At 43.2% G+C, this 13183-nt stretch carries 16 protein-coding genes; 14 read left to right on the top strand and 2 right to left on the bottom strand.

Annotated elements, in window-relative coordinates; translation table 11 throughout:
- Window positions 1–38 precede the first annotated feature (38 nt).
- From HJG39_RS03100 to HJG39_RS03085, 4 genes are all read left to right on the top strand, one after another.
- The gene (locus HJG39_RS03100) at window positions 39–818 is read left to right on the top strand and encodes a ParA family protein (RefSeq protein ID WP_268406693.1); all 780 of its coding nucleotides are present in this window, start codon (window positions 39–41) and stop codon (window positions 816–818) included.
- Window positions 815–1576 (top strand): chemotaxis protein CheW, encoded by a 762-nt coding sequence (locus HJG39_RS03095; protein WP_268406692.1) that lies wholly within the window; start codon window positions 815–817, stop codon window positions 1574–1576. Before HJG39_RS03100 ends, HJG39_RS03095 begins: the two co-directional genes overlap by 4 nt.
- A 23-nt stretch (window positions 1577–1599) precedes the next feature.
- Window positions 1600–2088, top strand: a complete 489-nt coding sequence (locus tag HJG39_RS03090; RefSeq protein WP_268406690.1) for a chemotaxis protein CheW — start codon at window positions 1600–1602, stop codon at window positions 2086–2088.
- 195 nt (window positions 2089–2283) lie between these two features.
- The gene (locus tag HJG39_RS03085; protein WP_268406689.1) at window positions 2284–2703 is read left to right on the top strand and encodes a DUF2802 domain-containing protein; all 420 of its coding nucleotides are present in this window, start codon (window positions 2284–2286) and stop codon (window positions 2701–2703) included.
- A gap of 9 nt (window positions 2704–2712) precedes the next feature.
- On the opposite strand, the gene HJG39_RS03080 is transcribed toward HJG39_RS03085, so the two are convergent.
- Both HJG39_RS03080 and HJG39_RS03075 read right to left on the bottom strand, forming a co-directional pair.
- Window positions 2713–3030 (bottom strand): EscU/YscU/HrcU family type III secretion system export apparatus switch protein, encoded by a 318-nt coding sequence (locus HJG39_RS03080; protein WP_268406686.1) that lies wholly within the window; start codon window positions 3028–3030, stop codon window positions 2713–2715.
- The gene (locus tag HJG39_RS03075) at window positions 3027–5015 is read right to left on the bottom strand and encodes a hypothetical protein (RefSeq protein WP_268406684.1); all 1989 of its coding nucleotides are present in this window, start codon (window positions 5013–5015) and stop codon (window positions 3027–3029) included. The genes HJG39_RS03080 and HJG39_RS03075 overlap by 4 nt, the downstream gene beginning before the upstream one ends.
- Window positions 5016–5257: 242 nt before the next feature.
- Between HJG39_RS03075 and ccmA the strand changes: the two genes are divergently transcribed.
- The 10 genes from ccmA to HJG39_RS03025 are packed head-to-tail and all read left to right on the top strand — an operon-like array spanning window position 5258 to window position 13108.
- Window positions 5258–5881 (top strand): cytochrome c biogenesis heme-transporting ATPase CcmA, encoded by a 624-nt coding sequence (gene ccmA / locus HJG39_RS03070; RefSeq protein ID WP_268406683.1) that lies wholly within the window; start codon window positions 5258–5260, stop codon window positions 5879–5881.
- 2 nt (window positions 5882–5883) lie between these two features.
- Entirely contained in the window at window positions 5884–6549 is a 666-nt protein-coding gene (ccmB, locus tag HJG39_RS03065) for a heme exporter protein CcmB (protein ID WP_268406681.1), read from the top strand.
- Window positions 6549–7295, top strand: a complete 747-nt coding sequence (locus HJG39_RS03060) for a heme ABC transporter permease (RefSeq protein ID WP_268406679.1) — start codon at window positions 6549–6551, stop codon at window positions 7293–7295. The genes ccmB and HJG39_RS03060 overlap by 1 nt, the downstream gene beginning before the upstream one ends.
- Window positions 7295–7501, top strand: coding sequence for a heme exporter protein CcmD (gene ccmD / locus HJG39_RS03055; protein ID WP_268406674.1), 207 nt, complete (start codon window positions 7295–7297; stop codon window positions 7499–7501). The genes HJG39_RS03060 and ccmD overlap by 1 nt, the downstream gene beginning before the upstream one ends.
- A 51-nt stretch (window positions 7502–7552) precedes the next feature.
- Entirely contained in the window at window positions 7553–8023 is a 471-nt protein-coding gene (ccmE, locus tag HJG39_RS03050) for a cytochrome c maturation protein CcmE (RefSeq protein ID WP_268406673.1), read from the top strand.
- Window positions 8024–8040: 17 nt separating this feature from the next.
- Window positions 8041–10032, top strand: a complete 1992-nt coding sequence (locus HJG39_RS03045; protein ID WP_268406671.1) for a heme lyase CcmF/NrfE family subunit — start codon at window positions 8041–8043, stop codon at window positions 10030–10032.
- Entirely contained in the window at window positions 10029–10592 is a 564-nt protein-coding gene (locus tag HJG39_RS03040; protein ID WP_268406669.1) for a redoxin family protein, read from the top strand. Before HJG39_RS03045 ends, HJG39_RS03040 begins: the two co-directional genes overlap by 4 nt.
- Window positions 10593–11084 carry a cytochrome c-type biogenesis protein gene (locus HJG39_RS03035; RefSeq protein WP_268406667.1) on the top strand — a complete coding sequence of 164 codons (492 nt, stop codon included), beginning with the start codon at window positions 10593–10595 and terminating at the stop codon, window positions 11082–11084.
- Entirely contained in the window at window positions 11081–12307 is a 1227-nt protein-coding gene (gene ccmI, locus HJG39_RS03030) for a c-type cytochrome biogenesis protein CcmI (protein ID WP_268406664.1), read from the top strand. The genes HJG39_RS03035 and ccmI overlap by 4 nt, the downstream gene beginning before the upstream one ends.
- Window positions 12308–13108 carry an MlaA family lipoprotein gene (locus HJG39_RS03025; RefSeq protein WP_268406662.1) on the top strand — a complete coding sequence of 267 codons (801 nt, stop codon included), beginning with the start codon at window positions 12308–12310 and terminating at the stop codon, window positions 13106–13108.
- The last annotated feature ends 75 nt before the right edge of the window (window positions 13109–13183 follow it).

Genomic DNA, 13183 nt, shown 5'->3' with positions numbered 1-13183 from the left:
TATTTTGAACGCAGCTAACTAATTAGAAAGGGCAACTTGTGATTATCTGGTCAGTCGCTAATCAAAAAGGCGGCGTAGGAAAAACAACAACGACCGTAACGTTAGGGGCATTACTAGCACAAAGAGGGAAACGGGTTTTACTAATTGATACCGATCCTCAGGCGTCCCTAAGTTATTATTTTGGTATTGACTCGGAGGAGTTGTCGGCTAGTGTTTACGATCTTTTTGTCTCTAGTCAGGAGCTGACAAAAGATAAAGTGTTAGATTGCCTATGTCCGACTAAATTAGATTCATTATTTATTTTGCCTGCTACAATGGCGCTATCAACATTAGACCGCCAAATGGGCAAAAAAGGCGGAATGGGCTTAGTATTACAAAAAGCTCTGAAAAGTGTAGAAGATGAATTTGATTACGCTTTGCTGGATTGCCCTCCGGTGTTAGGCGTTTTAATGGTGAATGCTTTAGCAGCATGTTCTAGAATATTAGTGCCAGTGCAAACCGAGTTTCTTGCGTTGAAAGGGCTGGATAGGATGATGCACACGCTCGTCATCATGGGTAAGTCTCAAGGGAAAACATTTAATTACACGATTATCCCAACCATGTTTGATAAGCGGACTAAAGCAGCGATAGATGCGTACAAAAAGCTTAGAGGAAAGTATGGTAAGTCGGTTTGGTCAAGTGTAATACCGATAGACACTCGGTTTCGAGATGCCAGTCAGGCGCAAACTCCGCCGTCTGTTTTTGCTCCTCGTTCTCGAGGTGTGTACGCCTACAACAGTTTACTTAATTATGTTCAGTCGTTAGAGCCAACATCATGAATAACGGGTCATTCCAAAATGAAGACGTAATGGAAGATTATCTATCCGCGTTACTGACGGATGATGAGCCCGTTGTTGAAACTGTGCAGCGAGACTCGGTAGAGCGCTTGTTGCAGAATGTTGATGCACCGGTGAAAACGGAACAAGTCGAAACGAAAAACGAAGTCGCCGCTCCTGTGTCTGATGAGGTTTTACAAACACAAGAAGTTGCGCTGCCTTCTGCAATTAGTGAAAGGTTGTCTGAGTCGTTGGCTCATGTTGATTTGCCAGAAGAAGTTGGCATCTCAGAAGATAATCTTAAAGCACTAAAAGAAGGTGAGTTTCAAGCGTTGTTTTTTGAAGTGGCAGGTTTGACCCTTGCTGTTCCGCTAACTCATCTTGGTGGAATTCATAACCTTGAAAAGCCAAATCCACTGTTTGGTAAACCGGATTGGTTTTTGGGGGTCATGCTTTATCGTGAAGAAAAGCTCAGTGTGGTCGATACAGCTCAATGGGTCATGCCAGAAAAATGCAACGAAACATTAGCTGATTCGCTTCATTATCAATATCTTATTATGTTAGGTGAAAGTGCGTGGGGTCTGACCTGCGAAAGGTTGATTAATACCGTCACACTTAAGCCCGAAGATGTAAGATGGAGAACTGAGCGAAGTAAGCGTCCTTGGCTAGCGGGTATGGTCAAAGAAAAAATGTGTGCGTTACTCGATATCTCGCAATTAATTGATATGCTTGATAAAGGGTTGGCAAGTAATGAACAGTAAAGCGATCTAGTGGAGCGCATTTCATGAGTGATGAAAGAATAAATACGGCAGAAGACTTGAATGATGAAGTGTTACAGTGGGTTACTTACCGACTAGACGAAGAAACCTATGGCATCAATGTGATGCAGGTTCAAGAAGTGTTGAGATACACTGATATTGCGCCAGTGCCCGGTGCGCCTGATTATGTGCTTGGTATCATCAATTTACGTGGTAATGTCGTTACCGTTATTGATACTCGCTCTCGCTTTGGCTTACCACCAACAGAAACAACTGATAATACGCGTATCGTGATTATTGAGTCAGATGAGCAAGTTGTTGGTATTTTGGTGGATAGTGTGGCTGAAGTGGTTTACCTTAAAACTTCCGAGATTGACAGCGCACCAAATGTTGGAACAGAGGAAAGTGCCAAGTTTATCCAAGGAGTGAGCAATCGTGATGGCGAGCTACTCATTCTCGTTGATCTTAATAAGCTGCTAACCGATGATGAATGGGATGAGTTATCTAAAATCTAAGTGCTCGCATTAATTGGCCTTCGTTTGTACTCCTTGGCTCACTTACATCTAAGTGAGCCTGTGTCCCTTCATAAAACTCTAAAAATTGCATTTAATCTTTGTCTGAATGTCTTTCTGGTGCTTAAATAGGCGAGATTCTTAATCTATACTATTGATTCATTGTGAAAATTTTCTGAGGATGAAGACTTGTTAGTAATGCAGTACATCTCACTTGTTGTTGCTGGCATCGCAATTATCCTTGCTCTTTTTTTGTTTCGTCTTCTACAGAAAAAGCAACAGCATATTTTAACACTTATTCAGGCGTTGGAAGGTAAGCGACAATCCACTGACCGAGCGCATCAAAAATTGGATGAGATGCTTCATGAAGTCAGGACGGGTGCCATTGGCATTGGGAGTAAGTTAAAAGCGGTTGAAGCTGAGTTAAAAGCGCTGAAACAACAACAAATTGAATTAAGCAACAAGCAGGCTGACTTAGCACATCAAGAAGTCAGCTCCCCTATGTATACTCGGGCCGCTAAACTAGTGGCTTCTGGGGCCAGTATCGATGATATTATGGAAGAGTGTGATTTGCCGAGAGCCGAGGCAGAACTGCTTATATCCTTGCATCGAAAATAAAACCATAATTTAAACTTCTTTGGATATTTTGTTGTGTAATTTTGCCCAGTTTTCTGGGTATTTTCCTTGTAGTACATAAGAAAAAGCGATGAGTTCAGCAATAACATAATACAGCTCAGGAGGGATCTCTTGTCCTAAATCCAGCCGAGCTAAAAAGTCGCTCAGGTATTCATCTTCATGGACTAATACACCATTTTCTTTTGCCAGCGCAATAATTTCCTCTGCCAGATCACCAAAGCCTTTAGCGATGAGTTTAGGAGCGTCGCTGTCATCGTATTTTAATCCAACCGCTTTTTTACTGCTTTTATCGGTACTCTCTGAGCTCATGCTTTAGCCTCAAATAATTGATAGGGGCGCTCTTGAAGACTATCAGGAATTTTGCCGAGTTGGCACTGGCACTTTCCCATATCGATGCCAAGCGTTACAAAGCGCTTTTTTAACAGCGGAATAAAGTTAAAGACGAGCTCACGTGTTGCGGTATTGGAAGTATAAAAATCGAGGTCCAAGTTTTTGCCATTTATTTTTGCTTTGGCAAGTACCTGACCAATGTCGCCAACGGGCAATTTCATGGTTAATGCCCAATAAGTTCCCTTCGATTTTTCTTTTTCAGTTTGCTGTTCTTTTTCTTTTTCGCGACGAATACGCACTTCAATATCTTGCCGTCTTTCATTGCCACCAAAAGGGAGCACATAATAAAGACTCTCTTGCCCTTGAAGTTGAGCTTCCGCACTGGATAACTTACTGTACTGGTGCGAAGAAAGTAGCTTATCTATGCCTTTCAATAACTGAAATTTGTTATCTGCTTGTAGAAATTCATTCAGGCTTTTTCCAACTTGTTGCCGTGTTGTTGCTTTGACATTTTGTGCAGCAGCAGGCGAGAAAAGCTGGGTAATGGTTTCTAATTGCGCATTGTTTTTATTTGCGAGTCGAGCGGCGAGAGAAACCTGCATCATACCAATGAGTCCAGATAGAAGTTGGGACTGGTTTTGTGCGGGAGCGTTAAAAGATTGTGTGCTGACCGGTAGTGTGGCCGCGTTGAAGATTTGTTTAATCTCTTGAGCTGTTACATTGGCTGTCGGCCTTGATTGGCCTTCTGATGAGACATCTAGCGCTTTTGTAAATTGAGAAATTAGTTTATCGACAGGTGATTCAGTGTCTAATTTCAAAGAAGACAGCGCTAATTCCAGGCGGTTTATCATTAAGCTTGGGGATTCAATTTTAGCCTGAAGCATACGTAGTAAGGGCTGAATATCAGACTTTGCGCTTTGCGCTTCAACTGAAGCGAGCGCATTTGCTCGTATTGTAGCTGGTGAAATAGTCTCTACTGATTGGCTGGGTTTTATGTTTTGGACTTCAGTGTGTTCTTTTCCCGATAAAGTGCTAGCTCCGCTTTTTACTGGTTCAGATGGCGGTGCAAGGCCAACCTTTGAGGGGAGGGGCTTTTCACCAAAGGCTACGTTAGCGAAGTCGGCCACTTTCCCTTTGAATTGACCATCGAGGGGGATTTTGGCAAGAGAGGGCTCAGTCTGGTTCCACTGTAGCTTCACTTGCTGTTGTTTGTTGACATAAATGACCGGTGAAGTGGTGCTATTTAACTTGAACTCTGTTTGGATTGAGGCAGGAAGGTTTTTTTGGATGTTGAAATGTGACGCCTTGTCATCAAGTTGCAAAGGAATTGCAGTTTGCTTTGGTAAAATGGCGCCTAATACGACAGGCATTTGTTTACTATTTGGATAACCAATATGGGACTGTATCGGTTTGTTTTGTCCCTGTGTGTGAGGTTGAGATACTTCAATTTGTAGTGGACTGTTAACGTTAGCAAGTTTTAAGGATACTTGTTGCCCTGTCTTAAACTGTTGCGCCGCATTATTAACGGTGAGTGTTATCGCCTTAGCGCCAACTTGCAGTGTGAGTTGGTTTCCAACAACGTGTTTTACCTTCGCCTCAACTTCTGGCCCACGTACGGCTGCTAAAATCTCTAACTGATTGGCTAATGAAGTGAGTAACTGTTGGCTCTGTGTCGGCGTTAATTGCAATGATTGGCTTGTGGTTCCGGGTTTAATAAGCTCAAGTAGCGTGTGCGTGGCTTGTTCTTTAATTTTTAACTGAACAGTCTGTCCTTGCTGAGAAGTATTGGGCAACCTTGGAAGCAGCAGAGTTTGGCCCTTCATAATAAGCTGTGCGGCGCCTGTTGGAGAGGTCTGCAATTGTGCTAGCTGTCCATTGAGTTTAGACAGTGCACCTTCGATGCTGCCTGAATCACCTTTCGTTATTGCCTGAGAAGTAATTTGGGAATTGACTATTTGTGCCATAGTTTATTTATCGGTAACTGGCGCTAAGAGATTAATTCTAAATGACGTTAGGGCGTCCCACCAGTGCAGAACCTTAGCAAAAAGAAATAATTATCCTAATAATGACTTAATAACGTTGCAATACTATAGGGTTGTAGGGTACAAATTTGCACCGGCCAACCATTTTGGATGTCTACAAAGTCCATCAAATCTCACAATTGCTGTGCTATTATGCGCGAGTTTTATAACGGTCTGGTGATAAATTGATACAGTTGAAAGCGCAAGATCTCGCTTGCATTAAAAGAGACAAATTACTTTTCAACAATTTGGCGTTAAAGGTTGAAGAAGGCGAGATGCTGGTTATTGCAGGTCCAAATGGTGCAGGTAAGACAAGTTTGCTTCGAATTCTTGCGGGTTTGTCTTCTCCAGAGGCCGGTGAAATACATTGGGGAACCAAAGCAATTGATGACGATGAGTCGGATTATAAGTCCGCGTTAATTTACATCGGGCATAAATTAGGTTTCAGCATTAATTTAACGGCTCTCGAGAATTTACGCTTTTGGATGCAACAGCGAGAACAACCCGTTAACGATGACGTTATTATCGATGTTCTTGATGATTTGGCCTTGGTAGGAATGGAAGATGTGTTAGTGCGACAAATGTCAGCAGGTCAACAGCGTCGAGTCGCATTGGCGCGTTTGTGGCTTACACCCGCTAAAATATGGATTTTGGATGAGCCACTAACCGCTCTTGATAAATTTGGTATTAAGTTGCTACAAGCGAGGATGCTCGCACATATAAAAAGGGGTGGAATGATTATTTCAACGTCGCATCAACAATTCGCGGAAGACATCCCTGTCAGGGTGTTGGAGTTGGAGCCCAGCTAAGTATGAGTGTATTTTGGTCTGTGTTTAAGCGCGATTGGTTACTGGCATTTAGGCAAAATGCCGAGTTTTTACAGCCAGTTTTGTTTTGTTTGCTCGTAGTTACCATGTTTCCTCTGGGGATCGGCCCCTCTCCCCAAACCTTACAAAAGGTCGGCCCCGGTATTATTTGGGTTGCTGCGTTATTGTCTTCCCTGTTAGCGCTAGAAAAGCTATTTAAACAGGATTTCTTGGATGGTTCATTGGAGCAGTTAGTGCTTACTCCTGCTTCTCTGCCTATGCTTGCTATTGCCAAAGTGCTGGTTCACTGGTTGGTGAGTTCACTTCCCCTTTTATTACTTTCTCCGTTGCTGGCTTTGTTTCTCAATCTTACATGGGATATGTATTGGGCGCTTTTGCTTACTTTACTCATTGGAACCCCATTGATGAGCCTAATTGGCGCTATCGCTGTCGCGTTAACTGCGGGCTTGAATAAAGGTGGGACGCTGCTTGGGCTGTTGCTTTTACCTGTTTACATTCCCTTACTAATTTTTGCTACCTCAGCGGTAGAGAGTGCCAGTCTGAATATCCCTTTTGTTGGTCAACTCGCTATCATTGGGGCCATGCTGTTGTTTGCCATCGCACTAACACCCTTTGCTGTGGCATATGCGATTAAAGTGAGTCAAAACTAATGTGGAAATGGTTGCACCCTTACGCAAAAACTGAAGAAACTTATGCGCTTTGCGGACGTCTTTATCCGTGGCTTTTATGGCCTGCTATCGTCTTATCTGTTGTTGGAACTCTTTGGGGGCTCGCGTTTGCTCCCACCGATTACCAACAAGGTGACTCCTTTCGAATTATCTATATTCATGTGCCAGGGGCGATGCTATCAATGGGCGTATATGCAGGCATGGCAATTCTCGGTTTTATCGGCTTAGTGTGGCAAATCCGAACCTGCTATATGGCTATTGCCGCACTCGCACCTGTGGGGGCGGTAATGACTTTTATTGCATTATTTACCGGAGCCGTTTGGGGAAAACCTATGTGGGGAACATGGTGGGTTTGGGATGCAAGACTCACATCTGAGCTCATTTTACTCTTTTTATATCTGGGTGTTATTGCATTGTACGGTGCTTTCGATGACAAGATTCAAGCGGGTAAAGCCGTGGCGGTTATGTCGCTGGTTGGCGTGATTAATTTGCCGATTATTCACTATTCTGTGTACTGGTGGAATACCCTGCATCAAGGCGCGACGATCAGCAAATTTGACAACCCTTCGATCTCTTCTGACATGCTTTGGCCGTTGTTGCTGAATATTCTAGGTTTCGGATTACTCATTGGCGCATTAGCGTGTCGCCGACTTCAAAACGAAATCTTGACGCGCGAAATGCGTAGACCTTGGGTTCAGACATTATTACTAGGAGAGGGCGCCAAATAATGCACTTTTCATCTTTTTCTGCTTTTTTCGAGATGGGAGGTTACGCCTTTTACGTTTGGACCTCTTTTGCCGTGACGCTTTTGAGTATTGTCTTACTGTTTGTAGAGCAGAAGTGGCGTAAAAATCATATTCAACAAGTGGCTAAAAAAGAGAAAAAGCGTTTAGAGCGTATTAAAAAGGCCAAAGATAAAGCGCGACAGAGTTAGGCTAAATTTCACTTAATAAGCGGACTGAATTTAAATTTAAGAGAAAATACTATGAACCCTAGAAGAAAAAAACGAATGTTTGCTGTTTCCTCTGTGGTTGCTGTCATTGCGGCCGCCATTGGGTTAATGCTATTTGCCCTAAGTCAAAATATTGATTTGTTTTATACCCCGTCAGAAATCTTACATGGTAAAGATGGTACTCGTCCTACAGTAGGACAGCGGCTCCGCATTGGAGGCATGGTCGTCGAAGGCTCGGTGGAAAGAGCAGATTCCTCGCTGGATGTAAGCTTTGATCTTGTTGATACCGGTCCCACTGTTAAAGTGGTTTACAGTGGGATACTGCCTGATTTATTCAGGGAAGGACAAGGTATTGTCGCTACAGGAGTATTACAAGAAGGTAACGTTATTCGTGCTGATGAAGTATTAGCAAAACACGATGAAGAATATATGCCTCCTGAACTCGCTGAGGCCATGATAGGCATCAAGCATGAAAAGCCACAATATTCTCAAGGCACTAACTAAGGGGCGCAAGATACATCATGATTGCAGAATTAGGCCATTTTTCATTAGTGTTGGCATTGCTCGTTTCAATGTTAATGTCTATTTATCCTTTATGGGGAGCGCATACTGGCAACCAAATGTACATGGCGATGGCTAGACCCCTATCCGTTGGCCTATTCTTGTTTACCGCGATTGCTTTTGCTTGTTTAACCTATTCTTTTGTTACTGATGATTTTACGTTGTCGTATGTTGCCCATAACTCAAATAGTTTATTACCCATTCAATATAAGTACACAGCGGTATGGGGAGGGCATGAAGGCTCATTTTTGCTGTGGGTGCTAATGTTTTCAGGTTGGACGTTTGCTGTTTCTTTATTTAGTAAAGCTATTCCACAGGAGATGGTGGCTCGGGTACTCGGCATTTTAGGTGTCGTTGCCGTGGGGTTTTACTTATTCATCATTATCGCTTCCAATCCGTTTGAAAGCCTCTTGCCTTTCTACCCTGTTGATGGACGTGATCTCAATCCACTGCTTCAAGATATTGGCATGATCATACACCCTCCCATGCTTTATATGGGTTACGTAGGATTTTCCGTCGCATTTGCTTTTGCTCTTGCAGCGTTGCTATCTGGTCAACTTGATTCGGTTTGGGCTCGTTGGGCAAGACCTTGGACTCAAGCTGCATGGGCTTTCTTAAGTATTGGTATAGCATTGGGCAGTTGGTGGGCATATTACGAATTAGGCTGGGGAGGCTGGTGGTTTTGGGATCCAGTTGAAAATGCTTCTTTTATGCCTTGGTTAATAGGAACGGCATTATTGCATTCTCTGGCTGTTACTGAGAAACGTAAGCTCTTTAAGTCATGGACAATACTGCTTGCTATTGCCGCTTTTTCTTTGAGCCTATTAGGCACGTTTCTTGTTCGTTCCGGTATTCTGATTTCCGTTCACTCTTTCGCGAGTGACCCTGAACGTGGACTGTTCATTTTAGCGCTACTTGTTACCGTCATTGGTGGCTCATTACTGCTCTATGGCCTTAGAGCAAGCCAACTAAAAAGTGTTGGACGCTACGGGTTGGTTTCGCGTGAAGTGATGTTGTTCGGGAACAATGTGCTGCTAAGCGCTGCAACGCTGGTGGTGCTGCTTGGAACGCTTCTACCACTGGTTCACAAAGAACTTGGAATGGGCTCTATTTCTATTGGAGAGCCATTCTTTAACCAAATGTTTACTGTGCTTATTGTGCCATTTGCCTTTTTGATGGGGGTTGGCCCGCTATCTCGCTGGAAAAAACAAAATCTAGTTGATTTAAGAAATCAATTAGTCATGGCGTTTATCATCGCTATATTGGGTGCTCTGGCAATTAATTACTCTTATGACAGCTTAGCAACCATCACGCTTCTTGGTAGTTTCCTAAGTATATGGATTGCTGTTTCAACAATTTTTGAAATATTGCAGCGTACAGGGAATCAGTTTTCACTTTCCTCGCTAGGTAAATTGTCTCGGAGTCACTGGGGGATGGTATTAGGGCATTTGGGCTTTGCTATTTCTATCATGGGAATTGCTGTGACTAGCCATTTTACGACAGAGATGGAAGTAAGAATGTCGGAAGGAGAAACAGTCGCTTTATCTGGATACAATTTTACTTTTAAAGGGATTGTATCGATAGAAGGACAAAACTATTCAGGACATGCAGGGATTGTTGATATTCACAAAGATGGCGACTTTGTGAGTTCTTTACGAGCCGAAAAGCGCTTTTATTCAGTGCAACGCTCAACGATGACCGAAGCTGGAATCGACAGCAATTTGTCTAGAGATCTGTTCGTGGCTCTGGGCGAGCAACTAAAGGATGGTTCATGGGCTTTGCGTTTGTATGTTAAGCCGCTCGTTACTTGGATTTGGATTGGTGCGTTTATTATGGCGTTTGGCGCCTTTTTAAGCATGGCAGACAAGCGTTATCGTTTGTCGAAATTTGCAACACGTAAGAAAGCTGTTTTAGACAATAATGCAGTACCTCAGGGAGTCCCTCAACAATGAAAAAGATTTTGCTGTTTTTAATTCCTCTAGGTGCATTTATCGCGGTAACAGGGTTTTTATTAAAAGGCTTATATTCAGAGCCTCGCTACGAAGTGTCGGTCTCGGTAAGCAAACCGATTCCTGACTTTGAGTTACCAGATGTAATGGATCCCAAAAAACTTTATACCAAAGAAACCTTTTTAGGTCAGAAAACGTTACTCAATGTTTGGGGGGTGTGGTGCGTTACATGCGCGGTTGAGTTGCCTTATTTAACAGAGTTGAGAAAGCAAGGAGTACGCATTGTAGGACTGTACTATCAGCTCAATAATGATCCTGACTTCGATCAAAAGCCATTGCCACAACTACAGTGGGAAATTCGTCAAATGTTAGGTAAGCACGGTAATCCATATCAATTCAATATGTTCGATAAAGATCGCAGTTACGGAATGGATCTCGGCGTGACGGGTGCGCCAGAGACTTTTCTTATTGACGAACTTGGTGTCGTAAAAGTCCATCACGTGGGTGACTTAAATACCAGAGTGTGGAAAGAGAAGTTCTCAATGTATTTTGGGGAGTCTTAAGTGAAGTTGAGTTTACCGATCGTTGTGTTATTGATAAGCGGTTGGATAATCGCGGTCGCACATGCTACAGAAACAACCTACCAGTTAGATGACCCCGCGAAGCAAAAAATCTTTTTGGAGCTTAAGCATGAGTTGCGTTGCCCTATGTGTCAGAACCAGACCATTGGGGATTCCAATGCCATGATTGCGTTGGACTTAAAACGCAAAACATTTGAATTGGTTGAATCAGGAAAGTCGAAACAGGAAGTGATTGACTATATGAAGGCACGATATGGTGAGTTTGTTCATTACAAGCCGCCAGTCACCCCAATAACGATATGGTTATGGTTATTGCCAGCGGGATTTATTGTGGTTGCATTTTTGGTGATGTTTTTTGCAAGACGAAATGCCAAATCTGACCTCAATGAAGCAGGTGAATCCCCACTTAAAAGTGAAGATGCATCGCCTCAGGATTTGGAAGAAGCGGATAAATTGTTGGATAAATACAAGTGACATTATTTTGGATTGGTGCGTTCGCACTTTCTTTAATTGCGGCTATCGCAATTTTCTGGCCTTGGATATTTAAAACACAGCGTACAGAGCATGATAGAGAAAGACTCAATGTGATGCTGGTGAAAGAGCGCGTTACTGAGCTACAACGTGATTTAGAAGAAGGCATATTAACAGCCGAGCAAAAAGCGCAAGCGGAAGAAGAACTAAAACTTTCTTTACTTAATGAAGTTGAACAAAACTCCACTCCTCCTTCTCAAGGCTTATTGAAGTCTAAAGGCTCCAAGATGTTAAGTGTGGGCGCGCTTTGTTGCGTCTTGCTTTCAGGCTGGGCGTATTGGAAAAGTAATGAATTAGCAGATCTTCAAGATTGGCAAAGAGCGAAAGGGCGTTTAGGCGAGCTTGGAGAACGTGTGGTGATGAAGAATGATGAATCTCTCACTTCCAAAGACTTACAAGACTTTTTGCTTGCTCTACGTACTCGCCTTGCTGAGAAACCCGATGATGCCGTGGGGTGGTTGTTGATGGGACGCATTTTTGCATCGCTCCAGAGTGTTGATTATGCAATAGAAGCGTTCGAAAAATCGCTAGCGATTGAACCTGAACGTGTAGGAACGCTGGTCAGTTTTGGGCAAACACTGTTACTGACAGATCAAGAGAATAATATAAAAAGAGCGAAGCAATTGTTATTAAAGGCGGTCTCCATAAACCCCAAAGAAACCGATGCGCTTGGATTATTGGCTATTGCCGCAACTCAGCTAGGTGAAAAGGACCTAGCGAAAACTGCGTGGACAGAATTGGGGAAAGTATTAGAGGAAGATGATCCGTTACAACAAGTTGTTAAGAACAAAATAGCGGAGTTAGATGCGGTAGAAACAGAATTGAAGGTTGCTATTAGTATTGAGCCTGCACTGACATCGGCGTTGCCAGAACAAGGGTATTTAATTGTCTTCGCGCGTCAAGCCAATTCAGATATGAAAATGCCGGTTGCGGTGGTGAAACAACCTTTAACACAATTGCCACTGGTTATTACGCTTTCTGACAAAAATGCAATGATACCGGCTTTAAACTTGTCCAGCCTTGAACTCGCAGATGTTGTTGTGCGGATCTCAAAAGATGACAAAGTTGAAGCGCAAACTGGGGATTTGGAGGGAGAGGTAACAGTCCCTATCACTCGATCTCAGCTGAATGAGATTACTATTGAAATAAATAAGGAGTTACCCTAAATGATTTGGCGTAGCATTATCGTTGCTGGCTGTCTTGTTCTCACAGGCTGTGCTTCATCGAAGAATGTGTCTGAACAAGCACAAAAAGCTAATAATGAAAATACTCCAGAGGTTGATACTTCAGTATCTGATCCTCGCGATCCTCTAGAGTCTTTTAACCGAGTCATGTGGTCGTTTAATTGGGATATTTTGGATAAATACCTAGTGCGACCAGTAGCGGTTTCTTATCGAGAAAATGTCCCGAGTTTTATTCGCCGTGGTGTGCACAATGCAGCGTTAAACTTAGAAGAACCCGCGAGTACCGTGAACAACTTATTGCAAGGCGAAATGCAAGGGATGGCGGTCAGTTTAGGTCGTTTTACTATCAACACGACGATAGGCTTGCTGGGAACGATTGATGTGGCCCGTGAGATGGGGATAGAACGTCGTCCCGAAGACTTCGGAGAAGTGTTAGGGCGATGGGGGTCAGGCACCGGGCCTTATATTATGTTGCCAGCATTAGGACCTCACGATGTGAGAACCACATTGGGTCGGGTTGTCGATAACGCATATTTCCCTCTGGCCGATTTAAACATCTATTTTTCCGTTCTACAAAATGGCGTTAAGTTGCTAGAAACCAGAGCTGATTTAGTCGCACAAGAAGATCAGCTTTACAACTCTTTAGATCCTTATGCATTTGTAAAAGACGCATATTTCCAGCGCCTACAAAACAAAGTCAATAATGGTGTGGAGCAGAAGCAATCAGAGGAAGAAGTCGAGTTAAATGAAGAGTTAGACGCCTATCTCGAAAATATCGATTAACCCTCTATTTACGCTACGCTCATTGTTGGTAAAGACCCTTTGAGACTAATGCCAGTCAGTTAATAGCCGACTGGC

This window comes from Alteromonas sp. a30 (assembly GCF_026788005.1).
Classification (GTDB): domain Bacteria; phylum Pseudomonadota; class Gammaproteobacteria; order Enterobacterales; family Alteromonadaceae; genus Paraneptunicella.
The sequence above is the reverse complement of the archived record's forward strand: the minus strand, read 5'-3'. Positions and strand labels throughout refer to the sequence as shown.

What these genes read in the sequence shown, in the direction of transcription:
- HJG39_RS03095 (WP_268406692.1), top strand. Translation starts at nt 815, where the DNA reads ATGAATAACGGGTCATTCCAAAATGAAGACGTAATGGAAGATTATCTA.
- HJG39_RS03090 (WP_268406690.1), top strand. Translation starts at nt 1,600, where the DNA reads ATGAGTGATGAAAGAATAAATACGGCAGAAGACTTGAATGATGAAGTG.
- HJG39_RS03085 (WP_268406689.1), top strand. Translation starts at nt 2,284, where the DNA reads ATGCAGTACATCTCACTTGTTGTTGCTGGCATCGCAATTATCCTTGCT.
- HJG39_RS03080 (WP_268406686.1), bottom strand. Translation starts at nt 3,030, where the DNA reads ATGAGCTCAGAGAGTACCGATAAAAGCAGTAAAAAAGCGGTTGGATTA.
- HJG39_RS03075 (WP_268406684.1), bottom strand. Translation starts at nt 5,015, where the DNA reads ATGGCACAAATAGTCAATTCCCAAATTACTTCTCAGGCAATAACGAAA.
- ccmB (WP_268406681.1), top strand. Translation starts at nt 5,884, where the DNA reads ATGAGTGTATTTTGGTCTGTGTTTAAGCGCGATTGGTTACTGGCATTT.
- HJG39_RS03060 (WP_268406679.1), top strand. Translation starts at nt 6,549, where the DNA reads ATGTGGAAATGGTTGCACCCTTACGCAAAAACTGAAGAAACTTATGCG.
- ccmD (WP_268406674.1), top strand. Translation starts at nt 7,295, where the DNA reads ATGCACTTTTCATCTTTTTCTGCTTTTTTCGAGATGGGAGGTTACGCC.
- ccmE (WP_268406673.1), top strand. Translation starts at nt 7,553, where the DNA reads ATGAACCCTAGAAGAAAAAAACGAATGTTTGCTGTTTCCTCTGTGGTT.
- HJG39_RS03045 (WP_268406671.1), top strand. Translation starts at nt 8,041, where the DNA reads ATGATTGCAGAATTAGGCCATTTTTCATTAGTGTTGGCATTGCTCGTT.
- HJG39_RS03040 (WP_268406669.1), top strand. Translation starts at nt 10,029, where the DNA reads ATGAAAAAGATTTTGCTGTTTTTAATTCCTCTAGGTGCATTTATCGCG.
- HJG39_RS03025 (WP_268406662.1), top strand. Translation starts at nt 12,308, where the DNA reads ATGATTTGGCGTAGCATTATCGTTGCTGGCTGTCTTGTTCTCACAGGC.